Source organism: Acidilobus saccharovorans 345-15 (assembly GCF_000144915.1).
Taxonomy (GTDB): Archaea; Thermoproteota; Thermoprotei_A; order Sulfolobales; family Acidilobaceae; genus Acidilobus; species Acidilobus saccharovorans.
The window spans coordinates 353,783-370,753 of sequence record NC_014374.1 but is presented as its reverse complement, the minus strand read 5'-3'; the positions used below and the strand labels follow the sequence as shown (position 1 = coordinate 370,753).

Sequence of the window (16,971 nt, the reverse complement as noted above, 5' to 3'; positions counted from 1 at the left end):
CAGACTTTACGGTCAGCCCTGCGCGGGCTCTTCATCCTGATGTCAGCCCTTTCGAGCCTCTTCACGCCAGGGTATACCTAGGGCGCACTATAATAATAAAATTGTTGCGTTCAAAGGCTAGGCCGCAAGCTGTTAGTGGCCGGAGATAGCATCCGCGGAAGAGTCTATTACTTGAAGGCCCCGTTGAAGATAAGAGCCTTTCCCTAAACTTAGTGTGCTAGGGCCGTGAGGAGATGGTTTACCTGATGAAAAATGATGAAGGTCTGGAGCTCCGAGCCCTCAGGAGGCAACCTTGCCCTTAGCCTTTAGGTAGTCTACAGCTGTGTTGGCTATGATCCTTATGCCCTCCCTCAGCTTGTCAGGCGGCAGGTAGCTGAAGTTTATCCTCATTGCATTCGCGCCACTGCCGTCGCTGAAGAAGCTCCTGCCTGGCACGTATGCGACGCCCCTGTCTATGGCCATCTGTAACATGTCTGATGTGTCAACGCCCTCTGGCAGGTATATGAAGGCGAAGAGCCCTCCCCTTGGCCTGAACCAGTGGCTGCCGTCTGGCATGTACTCCTCCAGGGCCTCTATCATCACGTCCCTCTTCTCCCTGTATGACTTTCTGGCCTTCTCTATAGTCCTGTCAACCACGCCCTCCTTTATTGCGTAGAGTGCTATGTACTGGGAAAGTGTGGACGAGTGAAGGTCGACCATCTGTTTCGCCAGCTCGACCGCCCTGACGAGCTGCCTGTCGGCTATCATGTACCCAAGCCTCAGCCCTGGAGCCAGGATTTTGCTGAATGTGCCAAGATATATCACGCGGCCCTCGTCATCCATAGTCTTAAGGTGCGTGAAATTCACGTCATCGTCAAACACGAAGAAGCTGTAGGGGTCGTCCTCTATTACCAGCAGGTCGTACTTGCTGGCGATTTCCATCAGCTCCTTTCTCCTGTCGTCGCTCATTATGACGCCTGTTGGGTTGTGGCACGTGGCTACAGTGTATATCATCTTGACGTTAATGCCCTTCTCCTTAGCCTTCTTGATGCTGTCCTCGAGCAGGTCCGTCCGCATGCCGTTCTCGTCTAGCGGTATAGATATGAAGTTGGCCCCGTAGTATCTGAACACGTTGAGCGCCGCCAGGTAAGTGGGGCTCTCAACTATGATGCCATCGCCTGGGTTTATCAGCGTCATTGCAAGCAGGTATATCGCCTCCTGGCTTCCCGTTGTCACAGCAACCCTGTCGTTGTCAGTAACTTTGACGCCCTTGCCTCTCACGAAGTCTGCAACGGCCTCCCTGAACGGCATAACGCCCAGGGTGGGTGAGTATTGAAGGGCGCTGTCCCCGAGCTCCTCTATGACCCTTGACGCTATGGCAGCGAGCTCTTCCTTCGGAAAGACCTCAGGGCCCGGCAGCCCTCCGGCAAGGCTCAGCACTTTCTTGTTCTCCGTCAGTGCCAGAATTTCTCTTATCTCGGACGGCCTCAGGGACTTCACTCCGCTTGAGAATTTACTTGCCACATCAATCAAACTGCTCGGCCTATTTGTTAAAAGATGTCAGAAGCTTTAAAGCACTATGTATTTTACGTTTGGAGCTTTATAAAACCGACTAGGTACACATGGTGGGATACATAGCTTAATCAGTTGCAGTAGAAGCGAAGCATTAATAACGGCCCACCCTATGGCTAACTGGCGGGCCGCCGTAGCTCAGCCGGTAGAGCGCCGGCCTCGTATGGGCTCTGGCCAAGGCCGAGGTCGAGAGAGCCGGTGGTCGCGGGTTCAAGTCCCGCCGGCGGCTCCACGCCTGGGGTGTAGTTAATGGTAAGGCTGCTTTACCAAGAGGACTCATACGTGAAAGAGTTCGAGGCCACGGTGACCAGGGTTGATCAAAATAAGATATATCTAGACGCTACGGCCTTTCACCCAGGGCCCTCTGGAGGCCTTGATGCTGACACGGGCCTCCTGGTGCTGCCCTCAGGCTCAACAGTAAGGGTAGTGAACGTTATCGAAGACGGTGATGATGTAGCTCACATAACAGAGGCTCCGGTTCAGCTATCCCCTGGGGATAAAGTAAAGGGCGTTCTGGACTGGGAGAGAAGGTACTCCATGATGAGGCTCCACACGGCGAGCCACGTCCTGGCCGCGGTGCTCTATAATAAATATGGAGCCAAGATAACCGGAGGGCACATTAAGCCTGATGAAGCGCAGGACGACTTTGACCTGAGCGGCGTGGAGAACTGGAGACAGGCTATACTGACCGCTGTAGACGAGGCAAATAATGTGCTCAGCAGGTGCATTGACGTCAAGGTCTACTGGCTTGAGCGCGACAGGGCACTTCAAATTCCCGGCATAGTAAAGCTTGCCGGAAGGCTGCCCCCGGCAGTTGACAAGCTTAGAATAGTTGAGATACCGGGAGTTGACATACAGGCCGACGGAGCCCCCCACGTCAAGAACACCTGCGAAGTGGGTCACATAGAGGTCGTTAGCGTGGAGAACAGGGGCAAGACTAGAAAGAGGGTCTACTACCGCCTCTCACAGGTGCCCGCTGGTGCTCGGACAGCCTGATGCAGACTCGCTGGTCAAGGAGTGCGGCAGCTTAAAGCGCTGGATCCTTGACACTGATGGCATACCCACGTCACTGAAGCTGGCAATAGATGATCAGGAGGCATTTAAGGATGAGTTGCCCAGGTTGGCTGCGACTTCCCGGCACCTTATAGATGTTCTTATAAACAAGTACAGGGCTGAGGTCGAGATACCCAGGAACGTAGATCCCGTGTCGGAGTTCAAGGTAACGGCGTGGCCTGACCTAGTTAACGAGGAACTGGGCCTCGTGGGCCTTGTGCTCTACTCCTGGTTTCCGTTTTCCATATACAGGGGTGACAACAAGGCCGAGTACGAGCCCATAGAGCTGGTCTTCGCTAGAAACAACGATAACGACTATAGGCTGCTCTTTGCCTACGCAAGGGTTCACTATGACCTGTGCGAGTATAACCTGGCAGGCTTAAGTAAGGTTACCATACGCTTCCTGTACCATGGGCACACCCCATTCATTGATGGGCTCGGCTATATCAGACTTAAGTGCCCTAAGGTCAAGAGCAGCGCAAGGCGCGTAGGAAGGAAGTACTGGGACCGAATATGGTTAGGCACGGCGCTGACCTTTGAAAAAATTGTTAAAGGGACAAGGATGCCCCTGAGCCTGCTTCTTAAGCTCGGTACGCTAACTATAATGCAGTGCCCAAACCACTCAACAGCTAACCCCTTTAGGTCCCCTATAACCATCAGAATTTAATCCACGCAGCCCCTGGATTATAAAACGGGTTTAAGCTTGCCTCCAAGAGCTTTAGTGGCGCCTCGTTCAATAAAGAGGGCCTGGATCCTGACGTTTGAGCTATCACCACTGGTTAAGGTCGGCGGCCTTGGGGAGGCGGTCTTCAGGTACGCGAAGTATTTGAGCAAGAAGGGCGTAGAGGTAACGGTCCTCATGCCCTCGCATGGGAGGCACCTGGACCTCGGCATTAGAACCAAGTACAACTTAAGGCCATTGGACTTTGCAGTATGCGGGAGCAGGAAGGGGCTTGACGGCAACAGCTATAACTACTGCCTTGGCGCTGAGGAGGCCCTCATGGAGGGCTTCAGGGTTGTCATGTTTAAAGGGCTTGACTACTCAACCGGCGTGATATTTGACTCGTGGAACCCTTATGCGTATGTCGAGGAGAAGGCAGCCCTCATGGCTAGGGCCGTGAAGGCCTTCTCGTGGATCGAGGTTCAGCCTGACATTATACATGTCAATGACTGGCACACGGTGCTGGCAGGAATATCGTTGCGCGACGAACTTGAGAAGAGGGGCTACGCTGTGCCAGTACTTTACACTATACACCTCAGCGGCTCCCCAAGCTTTCCATGGCACTACGCCTCGCCAGAGTGGTCAGGGCTTGACGATGAACCGCACCTGGTGTGGAGGGTGTACAGGCACGAGCCTGTCAGCAACAGGGCCGTGTGGGACTCCGTAGGCGGCAACGTAGAGGCCTTTGGTGTCATAGAGGCTGACGCCGTACAGACCGTAAGCTACAGCTACTTAAATGAGGAGCTTAAGAAGAGGTACGGCGATTGGATAGGGGGCAAATCATGCGTTGCATACAACAGCACGGAATGGAGCGTTAAGGAGGTCGAGAGATGGATAGAGAGCAACTATGGCAACGTTGACCATCAAGTTCTCTTCGAACTAATAGACAAGTACGTGAGACCTGGCTCATGGCTTGATAAAATGGACGAGAGCCTGGCGGTCTTCATAGTTGCGGGCAGACTGACGTCCCAGAAAGGCATAGACATAGCAATAAGGGCCCTGGATTACGCTCCCTCCGCCTCGCTGGTAGTGTTGGGAGTGCCCGTGGGCGATTATGGCTATGAACAGTATATCAAGAGGTTGGCTGAGGAGCGCAGGGGAAGAGTACTCATATCATCAAATAGGGTGCCAGATTACGCGTATAAGGCAATAATAAGGCTTGCAGCGGCCACCCTAGTGCCCTCGCGCTGGGAACCCTTCGGGCTGGTGGCCGTCGAGTCCCTAGCAGTGGGGACTCCAGTCATAGCGTCAGCGGTGGGAGGACTCAAGGAGATAGTTGTTGACCTGAGGTCCGGCAGAGGCGACGGGCTGCTAACCAGGCCTGAGGACCCCTACGAGCTGGGCCTAGCTATGGAGTCGTTGTCCCATATTATGTGGGACCACGATTTGGATCGCGTGCCCATAGAGCAGCTTAGGTCCATGGCAAAGAGGAACCCCACGCTTGAAAATGACATCAGGGAGTTCGCCATAAGTGACGTAGACAAGAGGTTCCGGCCCGAGTCCACAGCAGAGCAGCTGCTGCAATGTTATGAGAAGGCCAGGCAGATGGCCTACTACAGGGCGATATCATCATGACTTCCCACATAGCGCTGTTCTTCGAGCTGCACCAGCCTCTTCGACTCAAGAGGCTGTCACTCTACAGCCCGAGCAACCTGCCCACCAGCTTTAGCGATGTCATAGACGTCATGGGCAACTCAGAAATATTATCGCGCGTCGTCTCAAGGACCTACTTGGCCGCGACCAAGATTCTGTATGAAGCCTCACAAAAAGTGAAGGACTTCAAGATGACCATGAGTATAAGTGGCATTCTGTTAGAACAGCTCAAGAAAGAGCACGAAGAGGTTATAGATCTCCTTAGAAAGCTCGTTGACAAAGGCCTCCTTGAGCTTGCCGCCCAGACGTATTACCACTCCCTGGCATGGTTTGTCGACAGGGCAGAGTTCGAAGACCAAGTTAAGGCCCAAGTCGAGCTCGTCAGGGAGACCTTTGGCGTAAACCCATCAATAGCTGAAAACACGGAGTTCATATATAATAATGACATAGGCTGTGAGCTTCAAAGGCTTGGATTTAAGGGCGTCATCACTGAAGGGGTCGACTGGCTGCTCGGATGGAGATCGCCCAACTATGTCTACAAGAACCCGCTCTGTGGCGTGAAGCTTCTGCTTAGAAATTATAGGCTAAGCGATGACATAGGCTTTAGGTTCAGTAATAGGCAGTGGAGCGAGTACCCACTGACCGCGGATAAGTACGCCTCGTGGGTTGCCAGCACGCCAGGCGACCTGGTGGTCATCGCCCTTGATTATGAGACCTTTGGGGAGCATCACTGGCCCGAGAGCGGCATTCACGAATTCCTAAGGTGGCTCCCCGTGGAGCTTTCGAAGCGTGGCGTCACGTTCCTCAAGGCCTCCGAGGCGTTAAACCTCGAGCCCAGGGATTACCTTGATGTGCCCCCTTGGTCTACCATAAGCTGGGCCGATGAAAGGGACCTGAGCGCGTGGTTAGGAAATGGCATGCAGAGGAAGGCCTTTGACGTGCTAAGAAGGTATTATTACTTTGCTCGTGCCCTGGGCGGCACTTACCTGCGCTCATGGAGGCTCCTCTCAGTCAGCGACAACCTTTACTACATGGCAACGAAGCCTGGAGGGGAGGGGGAGGTTCACAGATACTTTAGTTACCTTGGAGACCCCTATGACTCCTTCCTGACCTACAGCTACGCGCTCGAACTCCTGGGGCTCATGATAAGGAATGGACTCAAGGAGAACCCATGCGCAGCCATTAAGGTAAAGCTGCCTGACGACCTCTGCTTCAGGTTTTACAATTCCGGCGGGGCTGAGGTGGCCAAGGCATGCAGCGTCCCAGACCTAGCCACAGCCCTTAGCACTTTGCCCAAGGAAGTCGTAAGTAAAGCGGTAAGCGCGAGTTACCTGAACAGATGGTCCCAGGAAATCTTTGGCCTAAACCTAGACGCCCTTCTAGGCCTTATCAGAAGGTGCTGATCCCACTATCATGGTATTAATGCGCTCTTTGTTGTTTCATGAAATGAAACGTGACGAACCCTTATAAGTACTAAAAGGCTAAGAAATAGTTGGTGGGCAGGATACCAGAGGTAAAGAAAGCCGCTATACCAATTGGGGGCCTGGGGACAAGGCTTTATCCATTTACTGTCGATACCTCGAAGCCTATGGTCAGGTTCCTTAACAGGTTCGTAATAGACTTCATACTCGACGAGCTCGCGCTTCAGGGCGTCGGAGAGGTGTTCCTTGGAGTTAGCGGCTTTTACAACTACAGGGACGTCTATGACCACCTTGGAGAGAGGTTCTCGGTAAGGTCCCCAGACGGTAAGAGACTGGTGCTTAAGCTCAGGTATCAGCCTAACGTAACAAGCGTAGGCAACGCGCACTCGATCTCAATACTGGCAGACTACTACGATATAAACGATGACGTGTTAGTCGTCCAAGGAGACACCGTAGTGAGCCTTAACGTCGGCGATCTAGCTAAGTTCCACGAGTCTAACGGGGCTTTTATGACCATAGCCCTCAAGAGGGTTGATGACAGGGAGTCGCTGAGACAGCTGGGGCTAGCAAAGCTAAAGGACGACTGGTCGATAGAGTCCTTCGTTGAGAAACCCGCAGATCCTGAGAAGGCGCCATCGAATTTAGCTAACACAGGCATATACCTTTTGTCTCACGACATGGTCAAGTTCCTCAGGTCTGACGAGTTCGCGTCACTTGTAAAACAGGGCAGGGGAGACTTTGGAAGGGATATAATACCCTATCTTATAGCTAAGGGCTATAAAGTCGTAGGATACCCCCTAAACGGCTACTGGTTTGACATAGGCACCATAGAGAACTTCGTGAAGGCCTCGTTCTACCTTCTCGAGTCGCTGCCACCGGAGAGGCTTGGCGTGGCTACGGTTTACCACGACACCATATATATGATGGGCTTCAGTTCAAGGTCTAAGAAGGATCACCTAGACCTGGTGGAGAGGTCGGCCCAAAAGAGGATAGACCTTAGCGGGCGTGTACTTATAGGAAGGCACGTGACGGTGGAGGACGGGGCCTCTATTACGGACTCTATTATAGATAATTACGTTATAGTTAAGTCCGGCGCCAGGGTAACTAAGTCCATAGTCATGGACAGAAGCATAATAGGCGACAACTCTACAGTGGAATCTAGCATAGTGGGAAGGCATGTAGCAATGGGAAGCAACGTGAAGATTATCAACAGCTATATAGGTAACGACGTAATTATAGGCGACAATGCAGTGATAATAGACTCACAGATATGGCCCCACAGGTCAATAGAATCTAACGCAGAGATCAGCAACAGAAGGGGGCCGCCATCATGAGGTCCTTCTTTGACTTAATTCTTGGCCTACGATGTCTTGTCTCCCTGCTTCGCCTCAACCCTATTTAGCTTTATGAACTCCGCGGCGCCGCTATGCTCCAAAATGCCTGCTGCCTTGGAAGCTGCCTCCTCTAACGTGTCAGCAGCTACATTTACAATTAAATTTGTGCCTTTTACTTTTAACCTGTACCTATGTTCTCCTTCTAGAAAATACTCCTCTACAAGCTCGAACTCGTATTTCGGCAACGTTTTCTCACCTTTAATAGATAAACCTCTGGCGCTATTAACTCTTGGTGTTCGGGTTGTCAGAGGCGCCGCTGATAAGGGTTGAGCCCCCTGGCCCTGTGGCCAGAGGCATCATAGAGAGGGACTCGAAGGCCCTTGTACAGTCATACGTTAGGTGGGTTCCACTTGTTGTTAAGGAGGGTCACGGCGCTGTAGTTGAAGATGTCGACGGAAATAAGTACATAGACCTTAACGCCGGCATTGCAGTCATGAATGTGGGCCACAGCCATCCAAAGGTGGTTCAGGCTATAAAGGAGCAGGCTGAGAAGCTTCAGCACTACTCGCTCACAGACTTTTATTACGAGAGCGCGGTAACGGCCGCTGAGAAGCTGCTAACTGTATCGCCGGTGAACAATGGAAGGGTATTCTTCACCAACAGCGGCACCGAGAGCATAGAGGGCTCGCTCAAGTTCGCCAGGTACTTCTTCGGAGGCTCAAGGCAGTACTTCATAGCGTTCCTGGGCGCCTTCCATGGAAGGACCATGGGCTCGCTCTCGCTCACCGCAAGCAAGGCCCACTACAGGAAGGGCTTCGGCCCGCTGATGCCCGGAGTCATACACGTGCCCTACCCATACCCGTACCGCTGCGTCTTCAGAACTGATGATCCCAAGGAGTGCGGCGAGGCGGTCCTTGGCTACATAGAGGACTGGATATTCGCAAAGCTCGTGGACCCCACGGAGGTCGCCGGAATAGTTGTTGAGCCCATACAGGGAGAGGGAGGCTACGTAGTGCCCCCTGACAACTTCCTCCCAGGGCTCAGGAGAATAGCTGACAAGTACGGAATACTCCTTATAGATGATGAGGTCCAGGCAGGCATGGGAAGAAGCGGCAAGTGGTTCGCGATAGAGCACTGGGGCGTCAAGCCAGACATAATGGCACTAGCCAAGGCTATAGGCGGAGGCCTGCCGCTAGGAGCTGTGGTAGCCCGCGGTGACGTGGCGGCGACCCTCACCAAAGGAAGCCATGCAAACACTTTCGGAGGTAACCCCATCGCCACGGCCGCCATGAGCGCCGTAATTGACGTGATTAAAGAGGAAAACCTGCTGGACCACGCCACAAAGCTTGGCAACGAAGTTATCAAGTACTTCAACGACCTCAAGGACGAGCTCGAGATAATCGGGGATGTCAGAGGCAAAGGGCTCATGATAGGCGTGGAGCTGGTCAGGAACAGGCGCACCAAGGAGCCTGCCACCAAGGAGCTTGCCAACGTTATAGAGAAATCGTTCAAGCGCGGCGTGGTAGTAATAGGCTCCGGCCTGTCAACCATAAGGATAGCCCCGCCGCTAGTCATAAGTGACGAGCTTATGATGAGGGCAGTAGAGATCATAGCGGATGTGCTGAGGGAGGAGAACAGAAACCTCACTGCGTAGCCTTCTTAACCTTCACATCTTACCCTTTTCTAGGATGTAGTTTGGCGGAAGCAGAAGAGGAGAAACTCAAGAGATCTATACTTTCGGTGCTTGGCGATCAAGGCTTGACGTTTGAGGAGATAGCGCAGCGGCTTGCATGGAATGGAGATAGAAGGCCTTTGAGAAAGGCTTTGGCTGAGCTAGTAAGGGATGGGCGGGTCCTCAGGGTACCTGACTATCAACGTAGACGCATGACATTCGTCGCCAGAAGGCAGTGAGCCCCTCAACACCCTGTAGGCTCTGTTAGAGTACCTTGCTACATACCCCTTGCTCTCTAAGGCCCTCAGTATCCTTCCCGCAGTTTTAGTGGAGATGCCCATGGCTTCGCTTAAATCCTTTGGAGTCACGTAGTTTTTGCCAAGCGACCTGATAATGCCTGCCACAAAGTCCACGCTTATGCTTACCTTCAAGTACTTCACCAGTATACTAGAAGCCTTTTATATAGGGGAGGGGGCCTGCGACAGTAGAGGTGCAAGCGAAAGTGAGCAAAGGGGCTCAGTTCACCTACTACAAAGCGCTGCTTGAGCTGCTCGGGCTAAGGGAGCTTGACGTCTACAGGTATTCGAGGAAAGGCCAAGTGAGCGACGTGATAAGAGTTCTTGAGCCTGCCTCTCACAAAGTCGTAAACGTGGACCTAGGCACCGCCAGGGAGTCGTTGAGCTACGAGGAGTTTTTGAACAGGGTAAAGGAGTCTCTGGAGAGGAACGGCATTAAGATTAGTGACAGGGTTTGGTCCTCTGCCATTTACAAGGTGAAGAGCTTAGAGTCCAAGGTTCAAGCGAAGGCTCAACCTCCGGGCGAGCCGGCCAAGTGAAGCTGGCCTCCTTTAATTGCGTCTTCACTTTCACGCGGCATCATTTCATAGTCCCTAGGGAAGCTCCTTATAATATCAAGGGAAGCCCTGAAGTCCCTAGTTATGTGAGGCTCGTACTATGGTGCGGGGGGTGGGCTTCGAACCCACGCAGGCCTACGCCAACGGGTTCTAAGCCCGTCCCCTTTGGCCAGGCTCGGGCACCCCCGCACAAATTCAGTCTTATACTTGAATGTTTAAAATCCTTATCCTCTTAACTTGAGACGGTGACTTTGGCACGGAGGAAGTGCCCAAGACCTTTACTGTCGAGGTTGACTCACTTTCGGACATAGCGAGACTTGCGACGAGCATGGCCTCCTATGCCATAGTCATGCCTATATATAGGTATTTTGAATCCGGCCTCGTCTACTACTTCATACAGACCACGTACCGAGACTACTACAAATACTATGGCATACCAATTATATACTACTTCTGTTCAAAGCCTACAGAGGATGAGCAGAGGTACAAGTACGTCCTTCTGAAGGTCGACGAGAGCGGCGAGAAGGTAGAGCTAAGCGACAGGAGCAGGCCAGGGTGGGCGGCGATACCAATAATAAACCTCAAGTCTAAGCCTCCGTTTATGCCGTAGCAGCCTCCTTCCCCTGCTGCGACTCATTGGCAGGCTGCTGGGCTAACAGAAGGTCCTCCATAGCAGCCGCGGCTGTGCCCGCCTTTTCCGCCCTCTCAAGGAACTGCTGCCCCACCAGGCTTATCTTATAAATTTTATAGCTGCCCTTTATGTAAAGTGGCTCCAACAGACCCATGCTGCTTAGACATGAAACCATCGCGAGCGCTTTATACTTTGGCATGTTAAGCTGCTGCGACACGTCGCCAGGCGAGAGTGGGCCCTTTTCTTTGAACAATTCCAAGAGGTCAATGACCGGGTCGCTCACTCAGATCCCTAAAGTGTGCTAAACCTAAGCGCCTTTTTAGGGAGCTAGCCCTGGGCTCGGAAGCTCAGAGTCTACTGAAACTTACGCTGTACATTAGAGTTAAAATTCCCTGGGTTGGCAAGAGGCCAGGAGCTAACCTTGCTGGCGAGGGGCCTAGGGCTTTTCCTAATAGGACTCTTGGCCGTTACCCTGGCGGTTCCAGCCACGCGCGCGATAGGACCTGGACCCTCCACTGTAAACCTCTCACCGTCCTTCCTTCTGTTGAGCAATTGGGTAAACACGAGCTTCCTCGTCTTTACAGGCATACCGATCCCTAACGCCTCTGTTAATGGGCTTTCAAATTATGAACCCACCGTGGCCAACTTTTACGTAGGCCCCCTGGGCCTTTTACCCATAACAATGAAATTTGAGACCGGATTCTCCGCGAGGGCGTTTCTAGGCGTTAATAACAGCATTATAATATACAATAACTATGGCGAGCTGCAGCTGCTGGCTCCGCCCTACAGCAACCTGCTTCTAGCATTAGTTAGCTCTAAAGCCCCCTTCACGGTTTATGTTAACTTCTCGACAGAGTCCAGCGTAAGTTTAAACGGAGACATTGCCAGAATTTTCATGCATAGATATAACTTCTATGTAGAGCTCTGCAGCAACGATAGCCTGTCCGCACTTCACGATATCAACTACACATTAATTTCCGTTAATGTAAGTAAGGGGACTAGTTATATAGGGCTTTCGCTGAACTCATCGTGTAGTAGCAACGTAAAGGAAATCATAAACTACAATGAACTGAAGGTTAACTCGTGGCTCTTTAGGTCTAAGAGGCCTGTGGGATTAAACTCTAACTCGCTAGCAAGGGAATATTACATTTCGTTGTTGATATTAAAGGATGACCAGAACCCCTACCTGGGCACGTTTGCTGCTTCGCCGAGCCCGCTCTACCTTTATAGTTGGGTCAGGGATTCCTCCTTTGCTGCCATGGCGCTGCAGGAGTCCGGGCACCTGGATAGCGCCCTTAAGTATTGGCTGTGGCTACTTAATGCGACCCAGTACAAGAGCGGCGTCTGGTTTACTCGCTACGACTTTTATAACGGCGAGCCTGACCAGTCCTTTGGCATACCTGAACTTGACAGCGTAGGCATAGTTGAAGTTGGCATTTACCAGTACTTCCTATTAACGCACAACATAACGTTCTTAGAGACCATGTTGCCTCTCATAAATAGGAGCGTGGACGCGCAGCTTTCGTGGATCCTTAACTCAAAGTTCCACTTAGTTCCTGAGGACCTCAGCGTGTGGGAGGATCGCCTTGGATACCACTTCTGGACCCAGGCATTTAACCTCATAGGACTCCTGGACTCGGCTCATCTGCTTTCGTACCTAGGATACAATGTTAGCAGAATATACTATGCCGCGTCGCTGCTCAACGAGAGCATATATGAGTACTTCTGGAACGGTTCAGCGTTCTATTCAGACCTGAGCCCGGTAGTGCTCTACACTCCAAGCGGCTCTAAAACTGCGCTTAACCCGCAGCCGCCCTTAATCAGCTCCTCGGCCCTGCTTCCACTTTCATTTAACGTAACTTTATGGCCCCAGGATGTCGTAAGGGAGAACGTGCATACTATCCTGGAGGGCCTGTGGAATGGGAAGGTAGGAGGGCTGGCTAGGTTCTATGGTGACGATTATCACTACAACGAAGACCTCTTTGACAGCAGCGGTCCTATGCCTCCCTGGATAATCACAACTCTCTTCCTTGGCCTTTACTACTCTGATACAGGCAACTACACTGCGGCCCTCAGCTTAATGACGTGGGCTTACGACCATTCTCAGAACGGGCTGCTGCCTGAGGCCATAGACCCTAACACTGGGCTTCCCCTGCCTACAACCTCGCCACTTACCTGGTCATCTGCTATGTACATAATCTTGGCCCTTAGCATTAAGCCAAAGGCCGCCAATAACAATATAATCTATTATGCGGTGTCCGCAATAGCCCTTGCAGCGGTATTGCTGGTAGCTTACCTGCTTCAAAGGGCGTCAGCCCGCAGGATAAGATCCCTCGAGGTTACCTGAAGGAATCTTTGAACCCTTTATAACTTGAGGTCCCTCAAAAAGAAACCTTATTTCAAGTTTAAAAATGACCAGAGCTCCTTTGCATAGGGCTAGGGCATGAGCTATCCATGGATACCTAACTCCTCAGATAGTATTATCAAAGAGATGTTATCAACCGTAGGCGCTAAAAGCTTGGATGACCTATACTCCGACATCCCCAGGGAACTCCTAATAGATGAAAGTAAATGGAACTCCATGCCTATAGGCGCTGGCAGGCCCCTGAGCGAGGTGGAGGTCTCAAGAATTATTGATAAGCTCCTCGACAGAAACGCTAAGTTAAGGGTTCCTCCCTTCGCTGGGGGAGGGCTAAGGCCACACTACGTCCCTCCAGTAGTTAAGGATATAGTAACTCGCGGCGAGTTCCTGACAGCTTACACGCCTTACCAGGCAGAGATAAGCCAGGGACTGCTTCAGGCCCTCTTTGAGTACCAGAGCCTCATGGCTGACCTGCTTGAAATGGACGTCGTTAACTCAAGCATGTATGACTGGGCCAGCGCCCTTGGAGAGGCAGCCCTGATGGCAGTAAGAGTTAAGGGAGCGAAGCGCGTGCTGGTGCCTGACGTGATTAATCCATTTCACCTCTCTACTCTTAAGGCATATACGTGGCCTCAGGGGATAGAGATAGACTTTTACTCCACAGACAAAGAAACCGGCTACGCTGACGTCGAGGATCTCAAGACAAAGCTGGGCAAGGGAAAGGCATCAGCTGTTTACTTAGAGTTTCCCTACACCTTCACTGGAGTTGTTGACATGAACGCCAAAGAAGTCTCTGGGATAGCTCACGACAGTGATTCCCTTTTCATAGTAGGCGTGGACCCCTTGGCACTAGGAATATATAAGTCCCCTGGTGAGCTGAATGCCGACATAGCAGTCGGCGAAGGCCAGCCGCTTGGCCTAGGCCTTTATGCGGGCGGCTCAACGCTTGGCATAATGGCTGTCAGATGGGATGGCTCCCTAATAAAACAGATGCCGGGCAGAATAATAGGGCTGACCACGTCAAAGGATGGAAACTCGAGAGCCTTCACCATGATACTTCAGACCAGGGAGCAGCACATAAGGAGGTCCAAGGCCACCAGCAACATAACTACTAACGCAGCGCTCAACGCCATAGCAGCCGCTGTGTACATGTCGCTCCTGGGCCCCAAGGGAATTAAGGAGCTTGCCGAGGCCATAAGGTACAGAGCGCATTATGCAGCCCTCGTTGTTTCAAGGCATGGCTTTAAGCTGCCACTGAAGGGCGAGTTCTTTGCTGACTTCATAATAGAGGCCCCTGAGCCTTACTATAATCTCTGGCGCCTCCTGTTGGACAAAGGGATAATGGCTGGCATCCCGCTCTCAAGCCATGTTACATGGGCCAAAGATAGCTGGGGCCTCCTCAGCTTTAGTGAGGTGCACTCCAAGGAAGACATAGACCTCTTAGCCAATTTACTTGGCGAGGTGGTCAGAAAGTGAGCTACAGGCAGTCTGCGTGGAGTGAGCCGTTAATTTATGAACTTGACAGGGGCAGAAGGGGCCTGCTCTTCTCAAGCCTTGTAGAAGAATTCAAGAAATTAGTTGGAGACGCCCCAATACCCCAGGAGGTCGCCAGGGAGAAGGAGCCTGAGCTGCCAGAGGTCAGCGAGGTTGAAGTTGTGAGGCACTTCACCAGGCTCTCTGAGATGTCATACGGCGTTGATAACGGCCCTGTCCCCCTGGGAAGCTGCACAATGAAGTATAACCCGCGCATAGGGCTCAAGTACGCGTTTGATGAAAGGCTTGAGATGGTACACCCCCTTATGCCTGAGGAGAAGATCCAAGGCCTACTCCGGCTCCTATACGAGCTGCAGGAGTGGCTAAAGGCCATAACTGGTATGGACGTGTGCACTCTCTCCCCAGCTGCAGGGGCTCAGGGCGAGTTCACAGGCATCCTCATAATAAAGGGCTACCACGTGGCCAAAGGCCAGGCCGACGTCAAAAATGAGATCATAATTCCTGACTCAGCGCATGGCACGAACCCAGCCAGCGCAGCCATGGGTGGCTTCAAGGTGGTAGAGATACCCACGGCTGACGACGGAAACCTAGACTATGAGGCGTTTAGATCAGCGCTGGGACCCCAGACGGCAGGCCTCATGTTAACTAACCCGTCAACCCTTGGACTCTTTGAGCAGAGGATACTCGACGTGGCCAGGGACGTTCACAACGTTGACGGGCTCCTATACTATGATGGCGCCAACTTGAACGGCATAATAGGCCGCGCCAGGCCTGGGGACATGGGCTTTGACATAGCCCACCTGAACCTTCACAAGACGTTCTCGACACCCCACGGAGGTGGAGGGCCAGGCGCTGGGCCCGTGTGTATTAAGGATCGCCCCGTTAGCGGCTCCCTCAGGCTCAGCGACCTCCTGCCAGGGCCGGTCGTGTACTACGACGATGAGAAGCAAATGTACAGGGTTAGGTGGAGAGGGTCAAACAGTCCAGGCTCCATAAGGCCGTTCCTTGGCAACGTGCCCCAGCTGGTCTGGGCCTACACCTACATACTTTCCCTGGGCCCCCAAGGCCTCAGAAGGGCTGGGGAGGTGGCCACGCTGAACACCAACTACTTCGCGGCAAGGGTACTTAAGGAGACCAAGCTGTTCTCGCTGCCCTACGCTTCATCGAGGCCCAGAAAGCATGAGATTGTAATAAGCGCCGAGCCGCTCCTTAACGAGACTGGAGTGACCGCAGAGGACGTAAGTAAGTACCTCCTAGACGCCGGCCTCTACGCGCCAACCATGTATTTCCCGCTCATAGTCAAGGAGGCATTAATGTTCGAATTCACGGAGTCTGAGACTAAGGAAAACATAGACAAGTATGTGGAGAAACTGAAAGAGGTAGAGGAACTAGCGCGGAGCAACCCGGAGAAGCTTAAGTCTACGCCTCTCAACACAAGCGTGGGCCGCGTTGATGTTGTTAAGGCTAACCATCCAAGAAGTGTAACGCCCACCTACAGAGTCCTCAGGGCCAGGGCCAGTGGCAAGGACCTAGTGCTAAGGTAGAGGAAGTCTTATCACTGGTATCACATAAAGTATCACATAAAGCCAGACCACGTGAGCCACCGATGAGGTAACAAGCCCATACCTCTCGGCAGCCCAAGACATTACAATACCAAATACGAAGGCCGCCAGGGGTAGTACAAGGTCCCCAGTCACCAGATGAACTATGCCGTAAAAGAGGGCGGCAAAGGGCCACTCGAGCTTAAGCCTTTTCTCTACAAACACCCTCTGCACGAAGCCTCTCCAGTAAGGCTCCTCTGAAAGGCCTATGAGCGTCAGTGCAAGAAGTGAGAAGGGCTCCCTGGGTACTACGTCATAAATGAAGTAGACGCCCCTTGAAAGGCCAAGATATACGGTGCCTATCCACCCCAGGTAGAAGAGTAGGTAAGCCAGGCCAGCAAATGGAAGTGACATAACCACGTTTTTGGCGGAAAACCTATAGAAGTTCTTTATCGTAGGGAATAACTTCAAGGAGAGGGCTGCCATAGCAACGGTCGAAGCCGCCATGGCATAGAGAAAGCGAGAGGCAAAGACCCTGAACGATAAAAAGAACAGCAGATAAGGAATAGCGAACAGGAACGCAATCTTTAAGTCCTCATCGCCTGGCCCCCTTGCCATTATTATCACTTCGCATTATGTAAGTTCGAAGCCCTTACCTTATGTGTGCGTCCAGTTTAAATTTAGAAGTAAACTATAAACTGTTAGGCAAAGAAGTATAGTAATATGTTTTTAAGTATCTATGTAT

At 52.2% G+C, this 16,971-nt stretch carries 16 protein-coding genes and 2 tRNA genes; 12 read left to right on the top strand and 6 right to left on the bottom strand.

Annotation, left to right across the window (positions count from 1 at the left end; all coding sequences use genetic code 11):
- Nucleotides 1–279: 279 nt before the first annotated feature.
- Nucleotides 280–1,503 carry an aminotransferase-like domain-containing protein gene (locus tag ASAC_RS01885; protein ID WP_238523636.1) on the bottom strand — a complete coding sequence of 408 codons (1,224 nt, stop codon included), beginning with the start codon at nucleotides 1,501–1,503 and terminating at the stop codon, nucleotides 280–282.
- Nucleotides 1,504–1,678: 175 nt separating this feature from the next.
- On the opposite strand from ASAC_RS01885, the gene ASAC_RS01880 reads away from it, so the two are divergent.
- From ASAC_RS01880 to ASAC_RS01855, 6 genes are all read left to right on the top strand, one after another.
- Nucleotides 1,679–1,783: transfer RNA gene (locus ASAC_RS01880), tRNA-Thr, on the top strand.
- Nucleotides 1,784–1,800: 17 nt separating this feature from the next.
- Nucleotides 1,801–2,547: an alanyl-tRNA editing protein AlaXM gene (gene alaXM, locus ASAC_RS01875; RefSeq protein ID WP_013266284.1), complete on the top strand. Its 747-nt coding sequence runs from the start codon at nucleotides 1,801–1,803 to the stop codon at nucleotides 2,545–2,547.
- Nucleotides 2,531–3,271 (top strand): hypothetical protein, encoded by a 741-nt coding sequence (locus ASAC_RS01870; RefSeq protein ID WP_013266283.1) that lies wholly within the window; start codon nucleotides 2,531–2,533, stop codon nucleotides 3,269–3,271. The genes alaXM and ASAC_RS01870 overlap by 17 nt, the downstream gene beginning before the upstream one ends.
- Before the next feature lie 54 nt (nucleotides 3,272–3,325).
- Nucleotides 3,326–4,900 (top strand): glycogen/starch synthase, encoded by a 1,575-nt coding sequence (locus ASAC_RS01865; RefSeq protein WP_013266282.1) that lies wholly within the window; start codon nucleotides 3,326–3,328, stop codon nucleotides 4,898–4,900.
- The gene (locus ASAC_RS01860) at nucleotides 4,897–6,321 is read left to right on the top strand and encodes a glycoside hydrolase family 57 protein (protein ID WP_013266281.1); all 1,425 of its coding nucleotides are present in this window, start codon (nucleotides 4,897–4,899) and stop codon (nucleotides 6,319–6,321) included. Before ASAC_RS01865 ends, ASAC_RS01860 begins: the two co-directional genes overlap by 4 nt.
- A gap of 92 nt (nucleotides 6,322–6,413) precedes the next feature.
- Entirely contained in the window at nucleotides 6,414–7,673 is a 1,260-nt protein-coding gene (locus ASAC_RS01855; RefSeq protein WP_013266280.1) for a nucleotidyltransferase family protein, read from the top strand.
- Between the two features lie 26 nt (nucleotides 7,674–7,699).
- Here the strand turns inward: ASAC_RS01855 and ASAC_RS01850 are convergent, their stop codons facing one another.
- Nucleotides 7,700–7,918 (bottom strand): hypothetical protein, encoded by a 219-nt coding sequence (locus ASAC_RS01850; protein WP_013266279.1) that lies wholly within the window; start codon nucleotides 7,916–7,918, stop codon nucleotides 7,700–7,702.
- 47 nt (nucleotides 7,919–7,965) lie between these two features.
- Here ASAC_RS01850 and ASAC_RS01845 point away from each other — a divergent pair, with 47 nt between their 5' ends.
- Nucleotides 7,966–9,327: an acetyl ornithine aminotransferase family protein gene (locus ASAC_RS01845; RefSeq protein WP_013266278.1), complete on the top strand. Its 1,362-nt coding sequence runs from the start codon at nucleotides 7,966–7,968 to the stop codon at nucleotides 9,325–9,327.
- 179 nt (nucleotides 9,328–9,506) lie between these two features.
- On the opposite strand, the gene ASAC_RS01840 is transcribed toward ASAC_RS01845, so the two are convergent.
- The gene (locus ASAC_RS01840; protein WP_048812729.1) at nucleotides 9,507–9,776 is read right to left on the bottom strand and encodes a MarR family transcriptional regulator; all 270 of its coding nucleotides are present in this window, start codon (nucleotides 9,774–9,776) and stop codon (nucleotides 9,507–9,509) included.
- Between the two features lie 71 nt (nucleotides 9,777–9,847).
- Here ASAC_RS01840 and ASAC_RS01835 point away from each other — a divergent pair, with 71 nt between their 5' ends.
- The gene (locus tag ASAC_RS01835) at nucleotides 9,848–10,180 is read left to right on the top strand and encodes a hypothetical protein (RefSeq protein ID WP_013266276.1); all 333 of its coding nucleotides are present in this window, start codon (nucleotides 9,848–9,850) and stop codon (nucleotides 10,178–10,180) included.
- 119 nt (nucleotides 10,181–10,299) lie between these two features.
- Here the strand turns inward: ASAC_RS01835 and ASAC_RS01830 are convergent.
- Nucleotides 10,300–10,387, bottom strand: a tRNA-Leu gene (locus tag ASAC_RS01830).
- A 76-nt stretch (nucleotides 10,388–10,463) separates the two neighbouring features.
- Here ASAC_RS01830 and ASAC_RS01825 point away from each other — a divergent pair.
- On the top strand, nucleotides 10,464–10,808 hold the full coding sequence (locus tag ASAC_RS01825; RefSeq protein ID WP_048812728.1) for a hypothetical protein: 345 nt from the start codon (nucleotides 10,464–10,466) through the stop codon (nucleotides 10,806–10,808).
- On the opposite strand, the gene ASAC_RS01820 is transcribed toward ASAC_RS01825, so the two are convergent.
- Complete coding sequence (locus ASAC_RS01820; RefSeq protein ID WP_148217102.1) at nucleotides 10,798–11,112, bottom strand: IclR family transcriptional regulator; 315 nt, start codon at nucleotides 11,110–11,112, stop codon at nucleotides 10,798–10,800. The genes ASAC_RS01825 and ASAC_RS01820 overlap by 11 nt on opposite strands.
- 138 nt (nucleotides 11,113–11,250) lie before the next feature.
- Here ASAC_RS01820 and ASAC_RS01815 point away from each other — a divergent pair, with 138 nt between their 5' ends.
- From ASAC_RS01815 to gcvPB, 3 genes are all read left to right on the top strand, one after another.
- A complete protein-coding gene (locus ASAC_RS01815) occupies nucleotides 11,251–13,176 on the top strand; it encodes a glycoside hydrolase family 15 protein (protein WP_048812727.1) in 1,926 nt (641 codons plus the stop codon).
- Nucleotides 13,177–13,272: 96 nt separating this feature from the next.
- The gene (gene gcvPA, locus ASAC_RS01810; RefSeq protein WP_013266272.1) at nucleotides 13,273–14,667 is read left to right on the top strand and encodes an aminomethyl-transferring glycine dehydrogenase subunit GcvPA; all 1,395 of its coding nucleotides are present in this window, start codon (nucleotides 13,273–13,275) and stop codon (nucleotides 14,665–14,667) included.
- Nucleotides 14,664–16,229, top strand: a complete 1,566-nt coding sequence (gene gcvPB / locus ASAC_RS01805) for an aminomethyl-transferring glycine dehydrogenase subunit GcvPB (protein ID WP_013266271.1) — start codon at nucleotides 14,664–14,666, stop codon at nucleotides 16,227–16,229. Before gcvPA ends, gcvPB begins: the two co-directional genes overlap by 4 nt.
- Here gcvPB and ASAC_RS01800 read toward each other — a convergent pair.
- The gene (locus ASAC_RS01800; protein ID WP_148217101.1) at nucleotides 16,221–16,844 is read right to left on the bottom strand and encodes a CPBP family intramembrane glutamic endopeptidase; all 624 of its coding nucleotides are present in this window, start codon (nucleotides 16,842–16,844) and stop codon (nucleotides 16,221–16,223) included. The genes gcvPB and ASAC_RS01800 overlap by 9 nt on opposite strands.
- Nucleotides 16,845–16,971: the final 127 nt, after the last annotated feature.